Origin of the sequence: Vibrio sp. 10N.247.310.98 (assembly GCF_041467395.1) — a bacterium.
Taxonomy (GTDB): Bacteria; Pseudomonadota; Gammaproteobacteria; order Enterobacterales; family Vibrionaceae; genus Vibrio; species Vibrio crassostreae_C.
This window is the reverse complement of the sequence record NZ_JBFSUL010000004.1, coordinates 146,623-167,302: the sequence shown is the minus strand read 5'-3', so window position 1 is coordinate 167,302 and position 20,680 is coordinate 146,623. Positions and strand designations below refer to the sequence as shown.

18 protein-coding genes are annotated in these 20,680 nt (G+C 45.0%); 10 read left to right on the top strand and 8 right to left on the bottom strand.

Annotated features, from left to right (window positions below; all coding sequences use genetic code 11):
- Positions 1-255: 255 nt before the first annotated feature.
- Entirely contained in the window at positions 256-582 is a 327-nt protein-coding gene (locus AB6E78_RS03265; RefSeq protein ID WP_017072003.1) for a hypothetical protein, read from the top strand.
- Positions 583-1,081: 499 nt separating this feature from the next.
- Here AB6E78_RS03265 and glyA read toward each other — a convergent pair whose 3' ends face one another.
- Entirely contained in the window at positions 1,082-2,332 is a 1,251-nt protein-coding gene (gene glyA, locus AB6E78_RS03260) for a serine hydroxymethyltransferase (protein WP_017066387.1), read from the bottom strand.
- A gap of 347 nt (positions 2,333-2,679) precedes the next feature.
- Between glyA and AB6E78_RS03255 the strand changes: the two genes are divergently transcribed.
- Positions 2,680-3,282 carry a YitT family protein gene (locus AB6E78_RS03255; RefSeq protein WP_017069490.1) on the top strand — a complete coding sequence of 201 codons (603 nt, stop codon included), beginning with the start codon at positions 2,680-2,682 and terminating at the stop codon, positions 3,280-3,282.
- 181 nt (positions 3,283-3,463) lie between these two features.
- Here the strand turns inward: AB6E78_RS03255 and treC are convergent, their stop codons facing one another.
- The 5 genes from treC to gmhB all read right to left on the bottom strand — a co-directional run bounded on the left by treC (position 3,464) and on the right by gmhB (position 8,968).
- A complete protein-coding gene (gene treC / locus AB6E78_RS03250; RefSeq protein WP_372132570.1) occupies positions 3,464-5,149 on the bottom strand; it encodes an alpha,alpha-phosphotrehalase in 1,686 nt (561 codons plus the stop codon).
- A 122-nt stretch (positions 5,150-5,271) separates the two neighbouring features.
- Entirely contained in the window at positions 5,272-6,696 is a 1,425-nt protein-coding gene (gene treB / locus AB6E78_RS03245; RefSeq protein ID WP_017063347.1) for a PTS trehalose transporter subunit IIBC, read from the bottom strand.
- A 205-nt stretch (positions 6,697-6,901) separates the two neighbouring features.
- Positions 6,902-7,846, bottom strand: coding sequence for a trehalose operon repressor TreR (gene treR / locus AB6E78_RS03240; protein WP_017060760.1), 945 nt, complete (start codon positions 7,844-7,846; stop codon positions 6,902-6,904).
- A gap of 89 nt (positions 7,847-7,935) precedes the next feature.
- Entirely contained in the window at positions 7,936-8,271 is a 336-nt protein-coding gene (locus AB6E78_RS03235; protein ID WP_171731052.1) for an MliC family protein, read from the bottom strand.
- A 112-nt stretch (positions 8,272-8,383) separates the two neighbouring features.
- On the bottom strand, positions 8,384-8,968 hold the full coding sequence (gene gmhB / locus AB6E78_RS03230; RefSeq protein ID WP_017060762.1) for a D-glycero-beta-D-manno-heptose 1,7-bisphosphate 7-phosphatase: 585 nt from the start codon (positions 8,966-8,968) through the stop codon (positions 8,384-8,386).
- A 207-nt stretch (positions 8,969-9,175) separates the two neighbouring features.
- Here gmhB and metN point away from each other — a divergent pair, with 207 nt between their 5' ends.
- The 3 genes from metN to AB6E78_RS03215 all read left to right on the top strand — a co-directional run bounded on the left by metN (position 9,176) and on the right by AB6E78_RS03215 (position 11,759).
- Positions 9,176-10,210 carry a methionine ABC transporter ATP-binding protein MetN gene (metN, locus tag AB6E78_RS03225; RefSeq protein WP_017060763.1) on the top strand — a complete coding sequence of 345 codons (1,035 nt, stop codon included), beginning with the start codon at positions 9,176-9,178 and terminating at the stop codon, positions 10,208-10,210.
- Complete coding sequence (locus AB6E78_RS03220) at positions 10,200-10,883, top strand: methionine ABC transporter permease (protein ID WP_017060764.1); 684 nt, start codon at positions 10,200-10,202, stop codon at positions 10,881-10,883. Before metN ends, AB6E78_RS03220 begins: the two co-directional genes overlap by 11 nt.
- A 66-nt stretch (positions 10,884-10,949) precedes the next feature.
- Positions 10,950-11,759 (top strand): MetQ/NlpA family lipoprotein, encoded by an 810-nt coding sequence (locus AB6E78_RS03215; RefSeq protein ID WP_017060765.1) that lies wholly within the window; start codon positions 10,950-10,952, stop codon positions 11,757-11,759.
- 120 nt (positions 11,760-11,879) lie between these two features.
- On the opposite strand, the gene AB6E78_RS03210 is transcribed toward AB6E78_RS03215, so the two are convergent.
- Both AB6E78_RS03210 and syd read right to left on the bottom strand, forming a co-directional pair.
- A complete protein-coding gene (locus tag AB6E78_RS03210) occupies positions 11,880-12,656 on the bottom strand; it encodes a Zn-ribbon-containing protein (protein WP_017060766.1) in 777 nt (258 codons plus the stop codon).
- 4 nt (positions 12,657-12,660) lie between these two features.
- Positions 12,661-13,206 (bottom strand): SecY-interacting protein, encoded by a 546-nt coding sequence (syd, locus tag AB6E78_RS03205; protein WP_017063346.1) that lies wholly within the window; start codon positions 13,204-13,206, stop codon positions 12,661-12,663.
- A gap of 131 nt (positions 13,207-13,337) precedes the next feature.
- On the opposite strand from syd, the gene queF reads away from it, so the two are divergent.
- The 5 genes from queF (at position 13,338) to xni (ending at position 20,659) form a co-directional block, all read left to right on the top strand.
- Positions 13,338-14,183 (top strand): NADPH-dependent 7-cyano-7-deazaguanine reductase QueF, encoded by an 846-nt coding sequence (queF, locus tag AB6E78_RS03200; protein WP_017060768.1) that lies wholly within the window; start codon positions 13,338-13,340, stop codon positions 14,181-14,183.
- A gap of 58 nt (positions 14,184-14,241) precedes the next feature.
- Positions 14,242-16,500, top strand: coding sequence for a tetratricopeptide repeat protein (locus tag AB6E78_RS03195; RefSeq protein WP_102393215.1), 2,259 nt, complete (start codon positions 14,242-14,244; stop codon positions 16,498-16,500).
- 118 nt (positions 16,501-16,618) lie between these two features.
- Positions 16,619-18,184, top strand: coding sequence for a GGDEF domain-containing protein (locus tag AB6E78_RS03190; RefSeq protein ID WP_102393214.1), 1,566 nt, complete (start codon positions 16,619-16,621; stop codon positions 18,182-18,184).
- Positions 18,185-18,427: 243 nt separating this feature from the next.
- Positions 18,428-19,792 (top strand): nucleotide 5'-monophosphate nucleosidase PpnN, encoded by a 1,365-nt coding sequence (ppnN, locus tag AB6E78_RS03185; protein ID WP_017060771.1) that lies wholly within the window; start codon positions 18,428-18,430, stop codon positions 19,790-19,792.
- Between the two features lie 93 nt (positions 19,793-19,885).
- The gene (xni, locus tag AB6E78_RS03180; protein WP_017069498.1) at positions 19,886-20,659 is read left to right on the top strand and encodes a flap endonuclease Xni; all 774 of its coding nucleotides are present in this window, start codon (positions 19,886-19,888) and stop codon (positions 20,657-20,659) included.
- Positions 20,660-20,680: the final 21 nt, after the last annotated feature.

Sequence of the window (20,680 nt, the reverse complement as noted above, 5' to 3'; positions counted from 1 at the left end):
GACAGCTCTGAAGGATCCTTCAACCGATCGCTTTGGCTTTAACTGATCGGCATTAAACCTCTGTGTTGGTCTTTTTTTTGGTGATACGTAACAAGCAAACATGCAGCAAACCCGTTATAAATTATCTGTCTGCACCTATACTTTTATATCTTAGAGTCAACGAACGCGCCTTGAACCAAAGCGTATTGTTGTATAGGCTACCCAAACTAGCATATAAAACTCATCACCCAACTTGATGATAGTGAAGGATTAACAATGAAAAGACTCGGACTTTTAGCCGTTATCGCAGCCGCACTCACCGCAGGTTGCGCTTCAAATACTCAGCAAGACAACTTTCGCGAAGCCTCTTTTGAGCTGTGTAATACTGAAGTCGATATTTACTCTGTAAGCCATGATGAACGAGTTCGTATCGTCTGTTCTGATGGCTCTAAATTCGCTTTGAACAGCGAAGACACATTAGAAGTGATGCGTGACATCAACATCGACTACTGTGATGGCGAAGGCCTAGGTAAGTTCAGTGAAAGCCGCCACTATTACTCTTTCAAGTGTAAGTCAGGCACCCTACTTAGCATCAAAAAGTAGAATCGACACTACCAAATACCAAAGGGTTAATGTGAAAGCATTAACCCTTTTTAATACCCGCTTTTCTTTACTCTTAATCCCAAATCCACCAGCCACCAGATACAAAAAATAGCTCCTTTAAAGAAGCCTCTAGTATCATTGCTTTTCAAAGTAGTTGTTTGAAATTCTAAGAGAGCACGCAGAGATTACGGGTGTAAGTGAGCATGCTCGACAACAATTTTAAAACTTCCAAGTACAAAAAAGGCCCCTATTAAGGAGCCTCTAGTATCAATATTTTTCAAAGTAGTTGTTTGAAATTCTAGGAGAGCACGCGGAGCTTACGAATGTAAGTGAGCATGCTCGACAACGTAATACCCAAAAAAACAAAAAAAGCTCCCAACAGGAGCCTTTCAAATCGTATTTTTCAATCAAATAGCTTTAGTTCAAGGAAAAGGCGCGGAGTTTACGAATGTAAATGAGCACCTTTGACACAGAAATTAAGCTATTTGAGCCAGAAAAATTAAGCGTAAACCGGTAGACGCTTACAGATCTCTAGTACTTTTGCTTTAGTCGCTTCGATAACAGACTCATCACCCATGTTATCTAGGATGTCACAGATCCAACCTGCTAGCTCTTTCGCGTCTGCTTCTGAGAAACCGCGACGAGTGATAGAAGGAGAACCGATACGGATACCTGAAGTAACGAATGGGCTACGTGGGTCGTTTGGTACTGAGTTCTTGTTTACAGTGATGTTTGCTGCACCTAGTGCTGCATCTGCTTCTTTACCTGTGATGTCTTTGTTGATTAGGTCAACTAGGAACAGGTGGTTCTCTGTAGAACCTGAAACGATGTTGTAACCACGAGCTAGGAATTCAGCAACCATTGCTTTTGCGTTAGCAACAACGCGTGCTTGGTATTCTTTGAACTCTGGCTCTAGAGCTTCTTTGAACGCTACTGCTTTACCAGCGATAACGTGCATTAGAGGACCACCTTGGCCGCCTGGGAATACTGCTGAGTTCAGCTTCTTGTAAAGATCTTCGCCTTCGTTAGAAAGGATTAGACCACCACGAGGACCCGCAAGCGTTTTGTGCGTCGTTGTAGTTACTACGTGAGCGTGTGGCACTGGGTTCGGGTAAACGCCTGCAGCGATTAGACCTGCTACGTGAGCCATATCTACGAACAGGTAAGCACCTACTTTGTCAGCGATTTCACGCATGCGCTTCCAATCACAGATTTGAGAGTAAGCAGAGAAACCACCGATGATCATCTTAGGCTTGTTCTCGATAGCCAGCTTTTCCATCTCTTCGTAATCGATTTGACCCGCTTCATCGATACCGTAAGGGATGATGTTGTAAAGCTTACCAGAGAAGTTTACTGGAGAACCGTGAGTTAGGTGACCACCGTGTGCTAGGCTCATACCTAGAACCGTATCGCCTGCATTTAGTAGTGCCATGTATACAGCGTTATTTGCTTGAGAACCTGAGTGAGGCTGTACGTTTGCGTACTCTGCACCAAATAGTTCACATGCACGTTCAATTGCTAGAGTTTCAACTTTGTCTACGTACTCACAACCACCGTAGTAACGCTTGCCTGGGTAGCCTTCAGCGTATTTGTTTGTTAGCTGAGAACCTTGAGCTTCCATTACACGTGGGCTTGTGTAGTTTTCTGAAGCGATAAGTTCGATATGCTCTTCCTGACGAAGAGTTTCTTCTTGGATAGCTGCGAATAGATCCGCATCGTAATCAGCAATGTTCATGTCACGCTTAAGCATCTGTATCTCCTGACTCAGATTGTACTGAAAGTTTCAAAAAAACCACACAACGACCGAAAGCAAACGTTTCCGTCACCGTTTTGATGTGACGCATTCTACATAATTTGATCTAGGTCATAAAGAGCTAATTGCAATTTTATCATGCAGTTTTTTCATAATCACAAATAAGATTCATCATGGTTATTAAGCTTATCCAACCAAAGATGACGCTTACTGTCAATTTTACGATTTACACCCTGTAAAACGCAGATTACATAGGTTTACCTTAATTTTGCCCCTCTAGCTACCGAAAGCTAAGGTTTTTCTCTACTATGCACGCCTTTATTGGTTAGGTAATTATAAAAACGATGGAAAAACACTCACGTAAAGAAGATTGGGTAGCAATCCTCACTGGCACGTTTTTAGTGGCGTTAGGCGTCTTCTTTTTACAGTCAGCGAACCTGCTTACTGGTGGCACTACTGGCTTGGCTCTGCTTTTGAGTCAATTTATGCCGGTAACCTTTGGTATTTTGTACTTTATTGCTAATTGCCCATTCTACTTATTAGCATGGAAACGATTTGGCCGTCACTTCGCAATAAGCAGTGCCATCTCAGGGGCTTTAGTATCTGTGTTTGCCGATCATTTATACTTAGTTATCTCGCTAGAAGTTCATAACGAGATCTATTGTGCTGTTGCCGGCGGCTTATTAATGGGCTTAGGTATGCTAATCCTATTCCGTCACCGCTCAAGTCTGGGTGGCTTCAACGTACTGTGCTTGTTTATCCAAGACCGCTACGGTATCTCGGTAGGTAAAACACAAATGGGTATTGATGCATGTATTCTGTTTGCATCGTTCTTCTTCGTGTCACCTTGGGTGATTGCCGTTTCTGTATTAGGCACCGCAGTATTGAACATCGTATTGGCAATGAACCACAAACCAACTCGCTACTCGGTGAATTACGCGTCTTAGAGTTCATTACCTGCTCTGTCGTTGCTGGCACTCGATGCTCAAACTTCTCGCAAGTAGACTCGAGGCACGATATTCCAGCCATCACTAAAACAAAAAAGGCTTTGGGGAGCACTCCAAAGCCTTTGTAGAAGCCCAATCCTTTAAGGGGAATAAGAATCAAGCTTCTTAAAATGAAACAAGGTTAACCTTCAATCAAGAGAATACGAGTCTCGTAAGGACGTAAGACTTGATGATGTAATGCAACTGAAGTGTTCGCTTGTTGATAGTTAGACAACAGACTCTTCGCCTTAGTCATATCAAAACGTTCCGGTAAAACGCACTCCGCCTCTTCACCATAATAGTTGTTAATACACAGCAAGGTTTGCCCTTCGTTCTCACGTGCATATGCAAAAATGGATGAGTGATCAGGTAATAGATCTTGATAGCTGCCATCTGTAATCACTGGCACTTGTTTACGTAACTCAATCAAACTCTTATAGAAATAGAAAACAGAGTCTTTGTCTTCCAGTGCTTGCTCAGCGTTAATCCCAGGGTAATTATTCGCTACATCAAGCCATGGCTGAGCTTGTGAGAACCCTGCGTAAGGCTCACTGTTCCATTGCATTGGTGTACGAGAGTTATCACGAGACTTCTGCGCCAAAATCGCCATCATATCTTCATGAGCCACACCATCACGGTTCACCATGATGTCGTACATATTGGTACTCTCAACATCACGATACTGGCTGATGTCAGTATAGCCAGGGTTGGTCATACCAATCTCTTCACCTTGATAGATATAAGGCGTGCCTTGCATCATGTGCACAGAAGCAGCCAACATCTTGGCCGACTCAACACGATATTGCTGATCATCACCTAAGCGGCTCACGACTCGCGGTTGGTCGTGGTTACACCAAAACAATGCGCCCCAGCCCTTGCCGTTCAAACCCGTTTGCCAATGATTGAAGATCGACTTGAGCTGCAAGAAATCAAACGGCGCATTAGTCCACTTCTCACCATTGGTGTAATCCACCTTAAGGTGGTGGAAGTTAAACACCATCGATAACTCGCTGTTATCAATGTTTGAGTACTGTTGGCAATGCTCGAGTGTCGTTGAAGACATCTCGCCTACTGTCACGCTGCCGTATTTCTGGAATACCGCTTCGCTGATCTCTTTCAGGTATTCGTGCACTCGTGGGCCATCAGTGTAAAAACGACGACCATCACCGATATCATCATTGGGGAAGTCTTGCTGTTTCGAAATCAGGTTGATCACGTCCAAGCGGAAACCATCAACGCCCTTCTCAGCCCAGAAGCTAATGACGTCTTTCACTTCTTCGCGTACAACCGGGTTCTCCCAGTTAAGGTCGGCTTGCTCTTGCGCGAATAGGTGTAGGAAATACTGACCCGTCGCTTCATCCATTTCCCATGCATTACCACCGAACTTAGACTGCCAGTTGGTTGGTGCTTGGCCGTTTACAGGATCTTTCCATATGTAGTAGTCGCGGTATGGGCTGTTTTTATCACCCAATGCTGACTGAAACCACGCATGTTCTGTTGAGGTGTGGTTTACCACGATATCCATCACGATACGAATACCACGTTGGTGCGCTTCAGCCAGCAATAGGTCGAAATCTTCCATGGTGCCGAATTGCGGGTTAATCGCGTAGTAATCTGAAATATCGTAGCCGTTATCGATCATTGGGGATGCGTAAACTGGGGTTAACCAAATGGCATCGACACTCAAGTGTTTAAGATAATCCAGTTTTGAAATGATCCCTTTGATGTCGCCAGTACCTTTACTGCCACTGTCACAAAAGCTCTTTGGGTAGATTTGATAGATGGTTGCGGTTTTCCACCAGCTTTCATCATGTTCAGTCATCGCCATCTCTAACACTCACTTACCAGAAAATATAAAATAAAAATCACCATGTGAATCATGGTCGAATAGCCGTTATAACTAAAAGAAAAAGCGATAACTCATTTTGGAGTCATCGCTTATTCAATGCATTACGCGTTCGCGGTTTCTAACTCACCCTTGGATTGGGCTCGCTTGTAGAAAAACAGGGTTAGCGTGATAGGCAGTACTATCGCCACCAGCATCGCGACTAGGTAAATCGACCAATATTGAGGTTGAATCGATAGGATGCCCGGCAAGCCGCCGACACCGATACCATTCGCCATCACACCCGCGCTACCACAGATTGCGGCTGCAACAGCACTACCAATCATTGCGCTCAGCATTGGGAATTTGTATTTAAGGTTAATACCGTACATCGCAGGCTCTGTTACACCTAAGTAGGCTGAGATTGCCGCAGGAACCGAGATATCTCGTTCACCTTCACGCTTACTCAAGATAATGATGCCGACTACTGCCGATGCTTGTGCAATGTTTGATAGTGCAATCAAAGGCCAAATTGGTGTCCCGCCTAAGTCTTGCATCAGTTGCAGATCCACCGCGTTGGTGGTGTGGTGAATACCCGTGATAACCAAAGGTGCGTATAGGAAACCAAAAACCACTGAACCAAGAATCGCAAAATCACCTGTCATTGCAGCTTTAGCCGCGAATGCCACACCATCGCCTAACATACGACCGAATGGGCCAATGAAAGCGTGCGCTAGAATCACAGACAAAATAATCGATACAAATGGCACAACCACTAGGTACAAGTAAGCAGGGACGATACGCTTAAGATTGGTTTCAATGAACGCCAAAGCCACACCCGCTAACATCGCTGGGATCACCTGAGCCTGATAACCGACCTTCTCAATCACGAACAGCCCAAAATCCCATACCTCAGGTACCGATTTACCTATCATGTATGCGTTCATGAGTTGTGGTGAAACTAAGGTCACACCGAGCGTGATACCCAAAATAGGGGTTCCGCCAAGCTTCTTAACCGTAGCCCAACACACGCCAACCGGTAGGAAGAAGAAAATAGCTTCGCCGATCAACCATAAGAAAGAGTGAACGGTTGCCCAGAATTGACTGATTTCAACTAGGGTTTTGCCGTCGAACATGCGAATGTCGCCAATCACATTACGGAAACCAAGAATCAAACCACCTGTAATGATGGCAGGCAGCAGTGGTACGAAAATTTCGGCTAAATGGGAGATACCACGCTCAAGGAAGTTCATGTTTTGACGAGCAGCCAGCTTCGCCTCATCTTTTGATGATGCCTCTTTACCTGTCTGTTCAATCAGAAGTGCGTACACTTCATCAACTTCAGTGCCAATCACAACTTGGAATTGGCCTGCATTAGTAAAACAGCCTTTTACTAGCTTCAGTTTTTCGAGTTCAGCTTTGTTGGCCTGCTCTGTATCGTTCAATACAAAACGCAGTCGAGTTAGACAATGGCTGACACTCGCAATGTTTTCTTTACCACCGACTAACTCGATAAGACGCGCAACGTCTTGCTTCGCTATCTTACTCATACTACCCCACCCTGGTTTCATTCAATTACTCATCTAAACCATGCAAGCTATAATCACTCAGACTTAGATTTATGGGAACATTCCCAATTACGGTTATTATAATGCCCGTATGAATGATAAATTAAAATGGGAACAATCCCATTAATTGAAAGAGATCACACTCTAATTTTAATCTAAGCCGTTCAATTTCGCTTAATTGAGTGGATTATAGAATAGGAGATTGCGTATGATGAGAGATCTCTGAATTGCCTAAAAGCTGAGAGATCAATAGATTAGCAGCCAACTTACCTGCAGATTGGTAACCAGGATCAATGCTAAATACTCGTGGGAATAAGAAAGAGAGAAGATCATTACCACCAACGCCAGTGACGACCACATCTTCACGTTGTAGTTCTTGCAGACGCTTGATTACACCAAGAGCCAGCGTATCACTGGCACAAACGATCGCTTGAGTCGCGGGAGTTAACACCTCATCCACCAGCTGATAAGCACTTTCGTGATGAAGTTGACCAGTACGATAGTTTGCCACTGAACCTGTGTTTTCACACCAATCGAGATAAGCCTTAAGACGCAGTTCACCGGTTGATTTATCACTAGGATCAACCCCGATAAAGCCAACGTCAGAGATCCCTTGATCCGATAAATGCACCAACGCACTATTGATCACCTGTTGGTTATCATAGTTAATCGACGTCACGTTCTCGGTATCCAGAGCAATCACCACCGCTTTGTGTTCCCAAGCTTCGATTGCCGGAATATCGCAGTCAGTAAAACCAAATACAATAATGCCATCAACGTTACGACGCTTTAGAACTTGCAGGTGCTCATTGGCTTTATCTCTATCAAGTTGGCTTTCCATGATCACGACATCGTAATCCGCTCGATACAACTCGGCCAGCATCGTGCTAACGGCTTTGTTTTCAGAGGGAGAGTCCAAACGAGAGATAATCACGCCGATGACTTTTTGGCTGCCACCGCGCATCGATTGCGCAGACTTTGAAGGCGTGTACCCAGATTCTTGAATTACTCTTTCCACCCTTTCACGGGTTTCAGGTTTCACTTTAGGATCATTGGTCAGAACACGAGATACGGTTGACTTACCAACACCGGACAGCTTAGCAATATCGAGAATAGTGAGTTTTTTGCTCATAAAAAGTCTAACGTTAAAGGGAGGAAAATAAGCAGTGAGGGCATAATCCCTCACTTAACTGTTTGTAAATCTTAGTCGTTAACTATGACTTACTTTCGGCAGTTTCGATAGACCACACGGCCAAGTTCTAGACGTGCGTTATCACCTTTAGTACGTAAAGTGACGCTGTTGATAAGCTCCGCAGTACCGTCATCTAAGATGTATTTGGTGCCTGAACCTGCTGCCACTTGAGTCAGACGGTATTCATTTTCAGGTAAACGTAATACCGCTTTCTCATTATCAAGGTAAGCCACTTCAAATGAAACGTCAGACTCACATTGATAAGTCACGAATTGATTGTCCGATGCAGCACTATCCGGCGCTGCTGATTTAGAGCACCCCATTAATGCTACCGTACATAGAGATGCTACCAACATAGCTTTCATACTTCGTTCCTCATCTTTATATAGTCAACGACACTTAGCCTATTCACAGGTTCGAACAAACCTAATGTAAGTGCCTAATGATAGGTCCATACCTTAGTGATAAATAAAACGTTTAGCCTTTTAAGAAAGCGGGTACGTCTTTAATGCTATCAAGTACCACGCTAGCCAACGCTTCACCTTTTTCAGTGATGGGTTTACCCGTTCTTACCAAGACTTTAGTACCAACACCTGCTGCTTCTGCAGCCATCATGTCTTCCGCTTTATCGCCGATCATGACCGAGTTAGCCATATCAATCTTCAGAAAGTCACGAGCAGAAATGAACATGCCTGGCTTTGGCTTACGACATTCACAATCTTGCTTGTAGTCACCAATACCGTGCTCAGCGTGGTGAGGACAGTAATAAATGCCATCGAGCTCGACACCATTATCAACAAAGTTCCAATCCATCCACTGCGTTAAAGAAAGAAAACGGTCTTCACTAAACATGCCGCGAGCAATACCAGATTGGTTGGTCACTAGCACCAATAAATAACCCATATCTTTAAACGCTTTCGCCGCTTCAAACACACCATCGATGTATTCAAAGTCATGCTCATCATGTACGTAGCCGTGATCAACGTTAATCACTCCATCACGATCTAAAAAAACAGCAGGTTTAGACAAAATTTTGTTCTCTATCAACTCTCTATTAATCATTAATTATTACACGCTTTATTTGCTTCATCACTATCTATTTAGTTTTGCGTTCGTTAACGATTTGTTTCTAGCTTAGCCATACAATCGACGTTTAGCCGTCTAGACGTAAAAATATCTATTGACTTAGATCATAGAACACCATAGCATCGTCTGTAAATCGAGCGAGCTATCGACATATTATTCTGTTCTACCTGCACGGGTTTCTCTATGATTAAAGTGAATCAAGTCAACAAGGTTTTTTATCAAGGCACTAAAGAAATCAATGCCTTAATTGATATCAACCTCCACATTCCTCAAGGTCAAATCTTTGGAGTCATCGGCTCTTCTGGTGCAGGCAAAAGTACCCTGATCCGTTGTGTAAATATGTTGGAAGCTCCGACCTCTGGTGAAGTGATTGTTGACGGTATCGACCTAACAAAACTCAGCAAATCAGAACTTAGCGAAGCGCGCCGTAACATCGGCATGATATTCCAGCACTTCAACCTGCTGTCTTCTCGTACTGTATTTAACAATGTAGCACTGCCTCTAGAACTTGCTGGTAAAGATAAAGCGATTATTGAAGCGAAAGTCAGCGAGTTACTTGAACTGGTTGGCCTTGCTGATAAGCGTGACACCTACCCGGCAAACCTAAGTGGTGGTCAAAAGCAGCGTGTGGCGATTGCTCGCGCACTGGCCTCTGACCCGAAAGTACTGCTATGTGATGAAGCCACCAGCGCATTGGATCCAGCAACAACTCAATCTATCCTTGAGCTGCTGCGTGAAATCAACCGCAAGCTGAACATCACTATCCTGCTTATTACACACGAGATGGATGTGGTTAAAAGCATTTGTCACGAGGTTGCGATCATTGGCGGCGGTGAATTGGTAGAGAAAGGTACAGTCGGTGACATCTTTGCTCATCCGAAGACAGAGCTAGCGCATCAGTTTATTCGCTCAACGTTGGATCTGACGATCCCTGAAGATTACCAAGCACGTTTGCAAGAGACTCGCGTAAACAGCAGCTACCCGCTGGTGCGTCTTGAGTTTACTGGTGCAACGGTTGATGCTCCGCTAATGACGCAAATCGCACGTAAATTCAATATCGATGTCAGCATCTTAAGTTCTGACCTTGATTACGCCGGTGGCGTGAAGTTCGGCATGATGGTCGCTGAACTGTTCGGTAATGAAGCAGATGATAATGCTGCTATCCAATTCCTACGCGACAACAATGTAAAAGTAGAGGTGCTTGGTTATGTCCTTTAGTTTCAACGAGATTGCTGACTGGATCAGCCTTAACGGTAACCTTCTATTAGGCGCAACAGGCGAAACGCTTTACATGGTTGCTGTTGCAGGCATTGTTGGCTTCGCGGTCGGTATTCCACTAGGCGTGATTCTGCATACGACTAAAAAAGGTGGCCTGTTAGAGAACACCAAAGTAAACAAGATTCTAGGTGCGATTGTGAACGTGGGTCGTTCAGTACCTTTCTTAGTTTTGATGGTTGCGATTATTCCACTGACTAAGATGCTGATTGGTACCTTCATCGGTACAACAGCAGCGATTGTTCCACTGACGATTGGCGCTATCCCATTCGTGGCTCGACTTATCGAAAGTGCACTACTTGAAGTACCAACAGGTCTAGTGGAAGCGGCCCAATCAATGGGCGCAACACCAACACAAATCATCAATAAGGTTCTGCTTCCAGAAGCACTACCGACTATCATCAACTCAGTAACGATTACGCTAGTGACTCTGGTGAGCTACTCAGCAATGGCCGGTACTGTAGGCGGTGGTGGCCTAGGTGATGTCGCGATTCGTTACGGATTCCACCGCTACGATGTGACCATCATGGCTGTGACAGTAGTGATGTTGATTGTGCTGGTACAAATTATTCAATCAATCGGTGATTCATTAGTTCGCCGCGTTGACCACAGATAAAGACTCACACATAAAGATTAGAGTCGTCTGAACCTAATTAAATAGATTTATTAAAAGGAGATTATTATGAAATTTAACCTTAAAGGTTTACTAACTATCGCAGCAGCAGCTTCAGCGCTAGTTCTAGCAGGTTGTGGTGATAAAGAAGTGGATACTTCTAAAGTAAAAGTTGGCGTAATGGCAGGTGCAGAAGCGCAAGTTGCTGAAGTGGCAGCTAAAGTAGCGAAAGAGAAATACGGCCTAGACGTTGAACTGGTTACTTTCACGGATTACGTAACACCAAACGCAGCTCTAGATGATGGTTCTATCGACATCAACGCATTCCAACACGCACCGTACCTAGATCAGCAAGTGGCTGACCGTGGCTACAAGCTAACTATCGCTGGTAACACGTTTGTTTACCCAATTGCGGGTTACTCTAAAGAAGTGAAATCGGTAGACGAAATCCAAGACGGTGCTCGTATTGCTGTACCAAACGACCCTACAAACCTAGGTCGCTCTCTACTTCTTCTTGAGCAACAAGGTCTTCTTGAACTTCGTGAAGGCGCAGGTCTTCTAGCTACAGTTCGCGACATCGTGGGTAACCCTAAGAACCTAACGATTGTTGAACTAGACGCAGCTCAACTGCCACGTTCTCTTGATGATGTTGCTCTATCTATCATCAACACAACTTACGCGAGCTCTATCAACCTGACTCCACAAAAAGATGGCGTATTCGTTGAAGACAAAGATTCTCCTTACGTAAACCTAATCGTTTCTCGTGAAGACAACCTAAACGCTGAAAACGTACAAAACTTCGTTAAAGCTTACCAAACTGAAGAAGTGTACAACGCAGCTTCTGACATCTTCCAAGGTGGCGTCGTTAAAGGTTGGTAATCAACTAAACGACAGCACTGTATAGATACCCGAAGGGGCTGACATAACGTCAGCCCCTTTTTTAATGATAAAGATTTGCTAGAAAGTAAAGCATCTCAGATTTAAGCGAAACAAAGTCGATTACTTCAGGTGATCCCAAGAGATGTTTGACACCAATCGGCAGTCATCACACTTGAAATAGAAAATATCGTGGATAGGCGCATCTAGCAGCCATTCACCACCACATTGCGGGCATTTGCGCTCTTTTTCATCTTTCAGGCTGATCCCACCGACACGGTATAAGTAGTAGTAGGTTGGAACCTTAGTCAGATACTCAATGCGCCCTCTTAGACCCCAACCGCGTTTAAACAGCACACTCTTCGTGTCACTGATCTCGGTTAGCGTTGCATGTTCCGCGCGACAACCACCACCCATTTGTACTTCATCACAGGCTTGCCATTCGGTCTGCCATTTCAACACGGCTTTATGGTCGCCATTGAAGGTAGGTGGATTGCGATACAAAGGGATTGGTAGCAAGCTATCGCCACTACGCAGCGGTGAACAGGTGTGCACGAATGTCGTGTATAACACCTGCCAGCTTGGTGTTTCATCTTCTGCCACTTCTTCTGAGTTCAGATCTCGACCTAGCAAACGCATTTTAGGCGCTAGTAGGCTCGCGTTAGACAAGCGATCAAAACACACTTTCACAAAGTCTGAGTGATTACGCGGGTGCAAGCTATCTTGCTCCGGGCACACAACGCGAACATAGAATTCACCATCGCCCATCACGATTGGGAACTCACGACCTAACACTTGTCCGTTATAACGAAGTGCATCCATTAAGCCATTAACCGCCTTGTCGACAGCGCTTACCGTTGTGTTATCAAAACACTCAAATTGAAGTTCTAGTACGTACATCTATTTATACCGCTGGTTGTAGCTTTTCTAAAAATTCTGCCAATGTCTCGGCGAGCACATCACGATTTTTGGTACCTAAGCGCTCCAAAATCACGTTACCCGTTAGGTTACAGATAGAGATAACATCCAGCTCAGCATCGGTCGCAGCAATGAAAACCGTTGGTTTTAGCTTCAAGCGACGCTGAGTTACTAGGTGACCCAAAATGTTTTCTTGTAGGCATTCGAAGTCTTCATCACTCCAAATCTGTAACAGAGTCAATTCGTTACCATCGAAAGTTGCGTTCATATCTGCGCTGAATTGTGCGCCGTAGAAAGTTTTGATGTCCTCATGCAGAGTCAACTCAATACCGGTTTCAACGTTGGTGAAATCCGCGAATTGCTCACGTGGATAGTGCTTCCACAACACGGCATCGCCACTCTTTTCTTCTACGCATGGCGATACGATGTCCACCAACTCCTCATTACGAGGTAAGCTTTGGTGTTTCTGCTTCCACGCGTCAACGTATCGCTGACTAAAAGAAAGTAGTGCGTCTTGAGCACGTTGAGTCATGAAAATCTCCTAAACACAAAATAATAAATAGAATCCGAGCCCTTTCCGCGCCGATTAAGCGATGACTTAATGACAGGGTAAGGGGGATTCAGTAAAATCGACCCCATTCTAATCGAATTTGAAACGAAAGTATGAGCAAATATTCTGACGCAAAAGAGCTAGCGGGTTTAACCCTTGGCCAAAAAACTGAGTACTCTAACCAATACGATGCAAGTTTATTGCAACCAGTGCCTCGTAGCCTTAATCGCGATGATCTTGCGCTAAACGGCGAGCTGCCTTTTGTTGGTCATGATATTTGGACGATGTACGAGCTTTCGTGGCTAAACACCAATGGTCTACCACAAGTGGCTGTCGGTGAAGTTTTCATCCCAGCAACCAGCCCAAATTTAATTGAATCAAAATCTTTCAAGCTGTACCTGAACAGCTACAACCAGACTCAATTTGAAAACTGGGATCAAGTAACCGAGCGCCTGACCCAAGATTTGTCGGCATGTGCAGGCGAAACGGTGATTGTGAATGTAAACTCAGTAACCGACTACACTAACCAACCTATAGTGACGATGGAAGGTGACTGTATCGACAACCAAGACATCCAAATCACTAGCTACGACTTTGAAGCGTCGCTGCTTGAAGGCGCTGCTGGCGAACAAGACGTTGAAGAAACACTGCACAGCCACCTATTGAAGTCGAACTGTTTGATCACCAATCAACCGGATTGGGGCAGCGTTGAGATCGCATATTCTGGTAAGCAAATTGACCGTGAAGCTCTGCTACGCTATTTAGTTTCTTTCCGTGAGCACAATGAATTCCACGAACAATGTGTTGAGCGTATCTTCACTGACATCATGAAATACTGTGCACCTTCGAAGCTAACTGTGTTCGCACGTTACACACGTCGTGGTGGTCTGGATATCAACCCATACCGTTCAACAGAGCAAGATAGACCAAGCCACAATAAGCGTATGGCTCGCCAATAATCAGGCGAGAACCACCCACACTTATTTGAACCTACCAAATCTTTAAAGGGACATTGAAATGCGTTGGTTATACGTTGTTAGTCTATTTATTTTAAGCTTAAGCACATCGGTCAATGCGTCGGTTTATTCGTCGGCGCTACTCAATGAAGCCAATAATTTGGTTGAGATCGAGCCGAGCCAAGCAAAACAAATGGCCAACAGCTACCTAACGCTGCGTGTCCTTTCTGATCAACGCGAGAAAAGCCCTTCAGCTATTTCTCGCGAAGAGACAGACTCCTCGATTCGAACACCAAACAGCAGTATCGATGCGTATAAGATCTTAGCCAAAGCGGAATACAACCTTGGCAATATGCGTATTGCGATTCAGCACATCGACAAAGCCTCCGAGCTAGCGCAAACCTATAAGCTTGATTACCTAAAAATAGATCTTCAGATCCTAAAAGTTCGCTTACTTTGGCTGAGTGATAGAAAATCAGCCAAAGCAAAATCAGAGCTCACTAACATTGAAACAAATCTAGAGTCGGTGAATAAAACCTTACGCTTAACGGAAGGCATTACCTATCGCTTGATCATGTTGAAAGCCGACATCGCCTCTTACGACAACAAGATCGATGAAGCCGAAAAGTTCTATCAAGAAGCCAAAACCTATCTCGATCAACGTTACTCTGAAAAAGTCACCATCGACTACCATATCTCCGTCGGCGAGTTTTATCTGACTCACAAAGAGTACAACCACGCGTTATCCGAGTTGTTGTATGGCTACTGGAAATCAGTAGAGGGCAATCTTAGTTCACGTTTGGCCAAGGTCAACCGCCTACTTGCGCAGCTTTTCTTTGAGCGCCAAGTGTTGGATAAAGCGTTAGAACACCTATCTCAAGCCGCTGATTTCTATGACAACTTTGAAAACTCGCCTGTCTTAGCACAAGTGCTTAAGAAAATGGGGGATGTGTACTTCTATCAAGGGAAATATAACCTTGCCTTGGTACACTTCTTCAACGTTCTTGATCACGAAAGCACTGACCGAGATATCCACCAAGTCATTGATATCCGACTAAGTCTATCGGCGACCTACTTACGCCTTTATAACTACCCTCTAGCAGAACAGTACCTAACCCGTGCCCTTGAGCTGCTGGAATATACCGACATTCCAAAGCTGGAAGGCCGTGCTGCACTGTTATCTGCAGGGTTAGCGTATCACCTACAAGAAAGCGAAGACGTGATAAAGCATGCGACACGTGCACTTGAGATCTCACGCCAGATAGAGAACATGCGCCTTTCACAACGCTCGTACTACTTACTTTCTTTGGGTTATGAACAGGCAGGTCGTCCACAGCAAGCATTGGCAAACCTCAAGCAATACAACAGCCTTGTCTCTCTAGAGCAGCAAAAACTCAACCGTGTTGGCGAAGACGCGTTCCGTCAACAGAAAGAATTTGCCGAACAAACCCTGCACTACGCAGGCCAAGCGCAAGAGCTAGAAAAGTACAAACTAGAGCATCGCAAGTTCCAGAAAATATCGTTCGCCCTATTCTTGTTCAGTATTATCTTGTTCTTCTTTGTGCTTCGCCGTGGCTACCTCATTCAAACCTTAGCCAAAGAAGTCGACTCACTACGAACAGACCTGTTTACGCACTCACGATCTAAGCTCCCGAACCTCAGAATGCTCAATGCCAAGCTGTCCAATTCGCTAGAACAAACCAGCCAGACCTTCGAACAGTGGCAACTTGGCGAATTGATTCATGAGCCACTCAACGACCGCTTACGCTTCGTGATGATTGATTTACCGTTCTTACGCAATATGTACACGCAGAACGGTTACAAAGCCGGTCTAGAACTGGAAGACGCTTTCGGTGAATTCCTAAAATCTAAGCTTGAAGGCCCAGCTCGTGTCTACCACTTCTCGGATGCGAACCTGCTTTATATCGAGCCAAACGCGGACCGTGATTTGTCGCCTGAGGACATGTTCAGAAAGATTCAGTCTTGGGTGAATGACTTCGAAACAGAGCGAAACATCAACCGAACGGTCCGTATGGGCATCGCTGACTACCCATTCTTGCCACGCGCTTACACCGCAATTAACGATCAAGAGCTGCTCGACGTATTGTTGATGTCGACCAATCTCGCCCGTGAGATCAGTCTCAAAGAGCGCAGTAGCCAATGGGTCTATCTAAAAGCTATCGATAATGCACCAGCAGCGAGCCTTGCAACTGGTAACATAAGAGAAGCGTGTAAACATGCGATTAATCAAGGGTTAATAAAAATACAATCCTCGTACCAGAATGAGGACAACATCAAAAAAATGCTAAAAGATGACTGATTTGCGAGCGGTTAAGAGCAGCAAGTCGTGACCTTATTTTTAGTTTTGTTATTATCGATGTAACGGAATTTCATCAAAATGATCGAGATCGGTCTACGCGGCGCTAATAAATACATCTATGGGCATTCTTGAAAAAGACATTCAGGCGCAACTCCACCAGCTGAAATCTCAGTTGGATCAGGTCCGTTTGACGCAAAGAGACACCTCGTTCAAGTTTATTAGAGAACAGAAAGTTCTAAAGCGTATCGTCACGTCTTTAAGTGATGCATGTGTTGGTAGTAACAGCCATTTAGATGAAAACCTCATTGCCCTTAGGGAAGAGCTAGAAAAGCAAAAAGACATTAGCTCAATGATCCCAAAACTGGCAGTATTAGAAAGGATGCTTAAGCAGAAAACGTTGGCTATGGATAAACAGAACGGGTATCTGGACGATAGCATTAAGCACAGTGGGGAAACGCTGCAGCGCATAACTGGCCTTCCAGCACAGCTCAAACGCGACCTACGAAACTTACTTAGCTTCTCCGAATGCAATGGCAGTCAGAAAGTCGACCACGCCATGAAACTTCTCGGTATTTATGAGCGTGCCATAAAGATTATGGCGAATAACTCACGCACCCATTTTGCTGACGCTGCGCACTCTCCGGAACAAGAGCTCCTTTCCGACCTATCAAACGAACTACAACATCTGATCACTGAACTCGACTTCGAGGGTGAATCGGGTGATCTGCTTACCGATATTCGAGCGAAGCTGCTGCTTGGTGTTTCCACACAAAACCTACTTGAGCTAACACTTCAGATCCTCAAACTGGTTATTGAAGGCACCAACCTAGAACGTAAGAAGTCTGAACAATTCATCGATCAGCTTAATTCTTCTTTAGCGTCCAGCATCAAAACGGCAGACCAAAATGCCGACCAGAGCCAGAGCTACTTTGAGCACCGACAAGGTCTAAACTCTGAGTTAAATGAACTAGTCACTAGAAGCCAAAGCTCGGTAGATAAAGCGAAAGATATTGATAGTTTAAAGCTGTCGATTAATCCGCTACTCAGTGAAATCGCCTCTCTTTCGGAAAGGCTGAACCACGCAGAGCAAAAAGAACAAGCTCTGATAGAGAGAATGAGTTACGGAAAGACTCAGTTAGATTCACTCTATGAAGTGACGCAAGATTACCGTAAGCGCTTGGAAGATCAGGCTCAGCGTATGCTGCTTGATCCTCTAACCAAGGTTTACAATCGCACTGCCTTTACTGATCGCTTAGAGCTTGAGTATCGCCGCTGGATCCGCGCACAACACTCACTGCGCGTAGTACTTCTGGACATCGACAACTTCAAAGCCATTAACGATAGCTTTGGTTATACCGCCGGCGATAAAGCGCTTAAGATCATCGCAAGAACCATCACCAAAGAAGCAGGCACGACCGATACTGTGGCGCGTTTTTCAGGTGAAGAATTTGTCTTACTATTGCCAGAGCAAACCGATGAATATTGTCACCAAGTGATTCAAAACATTCAAACTCAAGTAAGCCGCTTACCCTTTAAGTTCCGTGACCAACAAATCACGATTACTTTATGCGCGGCAAGTACTCAGTTTAAAGAGTCAGATACACCTGAAGAAGTGCTAGAGCGACTCAATAAGACTCTAAATAAAGCAAAACAACGCGGTACCAACCAACTTGTTTGGCACTAGGCCAGCCCTAGATTTAATTTATTTCATTTTTTCAAATACTTATCACATACCATTTCCCTCAATGTTTGCTAAGCTAATGATTAACATTCGCTTAACAAGCATTCATGGCAAGCAACGCTGTCGTATCCGTTTCGTCTGGTTAACTCTCTCCTACCTTTAACCAAACACTTTCAACGTTTGCTTCTCACTCTCGAGCCAGAGGGTCACTTCAACGTCCCCTGCTCTTTTCAACAAGGAGGCACTATGATCACTCATATCAGCCCTGCCGGTAGCATGGATTTACTCTCTCAACTTGAGGTTGAGCGTCTTAAGAAAACCGCGTCTAGTGATCTGTACCAACTGTATCGCAACTGTACGTTAGCGGTCCTGAACTCGGGTAGCCATACCGACAACTCCAAAGAGTTGCTCGACAAATATCTGTCGTTCGATGTCGAAGTCGTTCGCCGTGAGCGTGGTATTAAGCTCGAACTAAGCAACCCACCAGAGCATGCCTTTGTCGATGGTGAAATCATCAAGGGTATTCAAGAGCACCTATTTTCAGTGCTGCGTGACATTGTTTACGTCAACATGCACTTAGCCGATAACCAAAGGCTCAACCTGACTAATGCCACTCACATTACTAACCTTGTGTTTGGTATCTTGAGAAATGCAGGTGCGTTGACGCCAGGCATCGAGCCTAACCTGATTGTATGTTGGGGTGGTCACTCTATTAATGCCAGCGAATACCAATACACTCGTGAAGTCGGTAATGAGCTCGGCCTCCGTGAACTGAATATCTGTACCGGTTGTGGACCGGGTGCAATGGAAGGCCCAATGAAAGGGGCTGCCATTGGTCACGCGAAGCAGCGTTACACCGATCATCGTTATCTTGGGCTTACCGAGCCTTCGATCATTGCGGCTGAGCCACCAAACCCAATCGTCAACGAACTGGTGATCATGCCAGATATTGAGAAGCGTCTTGAGGCGTTTGTTCGTATGGCACATGGCATCATCATTTTCCCAGGCGGGCCCGGCACGGCCGAAGAGCTGCTGTACATCTTAGGGATCATGATGCACCCGAATAACGCCGAACAGCCAATGCCGATTGTGTTAACGGGCTCGAAAGAGAGTGAGGCTTACTTCCGCTCAATCGATAAGTTCATTGGGGAAACTCTAGGGCCTGATGCTCAGAAACATTACGAGATCGTGATTGATGACCCAGCACGCGCTGCGAAAATCATGAAACAAGCGATGCCAGATGTGCGTTCTCACCGTAAAGAGACCGGTGATGCCTACAGCTACAACTGGTCACTGCATATTGAGCCTGAGTTCCAACTGCCATTCGACCCAACACACGAATCTATGGCGGCGCTTGATCTTCATATGGACCAAAAAACAGAAAGCCTAGCCGCTAATTTACGTAAAGCGTTCTCAGGCATTGTGGCTGGTAACGTCAAAGCAGAGGGTATTCTGGAGATCGAGAAGCACGGCCCATTCCTAATTGATGGCGACAAAGAGCTAATGACCAAGATGGACCAACTGCTGAATGACTTTGTTGAGCAACATCGAATGAAGTTACCGGGAGGGACCGACTACGTGCCTTGCTATAAAATCGCCTCACGTGATTAAGGCGTTTACGTTACCAACGTTTCAACTCACCAAGTGATACGTTACTATAAGGGGCTAGCAGCCCCTTTTTTATTGCCTATTTAGTGGAAACTTATGTCTATCCATCTTGTTATTATCGATGCCTTAAACCTCATCCGACGCGTGCACTCTGTTCAGCCGGATCCAACCGATATAGCAAGAACCATTACCACCACAATTCGCACTCTCAATAAGATTCTGAATGAATCAAAGCCCACCCACATCATCGCGGTATTTGATCACCATTTACAAGACCGTGGCTGGCGCGCAGATGTGCTTCCTGCTTATAAGCAGAATCGTAAACCCATGCCAGAACCATTGATGAAAGGCCTTGATGCTATTCAACAAGCTTGGTGGGAGTTAGGCATTGATTCACTGCTGTCTGATGGCGATGAAGCGGATGATCTCGTCGCAACACTGGCAAAGAAAGTGGCTGACCACGGAGAAACCGTCACCATCGTCTCGACGGATAAGGGCTACTGCCAACTGTTGTCACCAACGCTTCAGATCCGAGATTACTTCCAGCACCGCTGGTTAGATAAACCCTTTATCGAAGCTGAGTTTGGCGTTAAACCTGAACAACTGGCGGATTACTGGGGATTAACGGGCGTAAGCTCAAGCCAAGTACCGGGCATCCCAGGTATCGGGCCAAAAGCAGCCAAAGAGATATTGACCACTTACCCAGATATCGAAGCGGCCTATCAAGCAGAAGATCTGCCGAAAAAATATCGTAAGAAGTTCGACGAACACATCGAATCCGCTCGTGTATGTAAGCAAGTATCGGCACTCAAAACCGATATTGATTTAGGGTTCAACCTGCAAGATATTCGTTACGAAGCAAACGCTTAAGTCGCTGTGACTCGATAATAT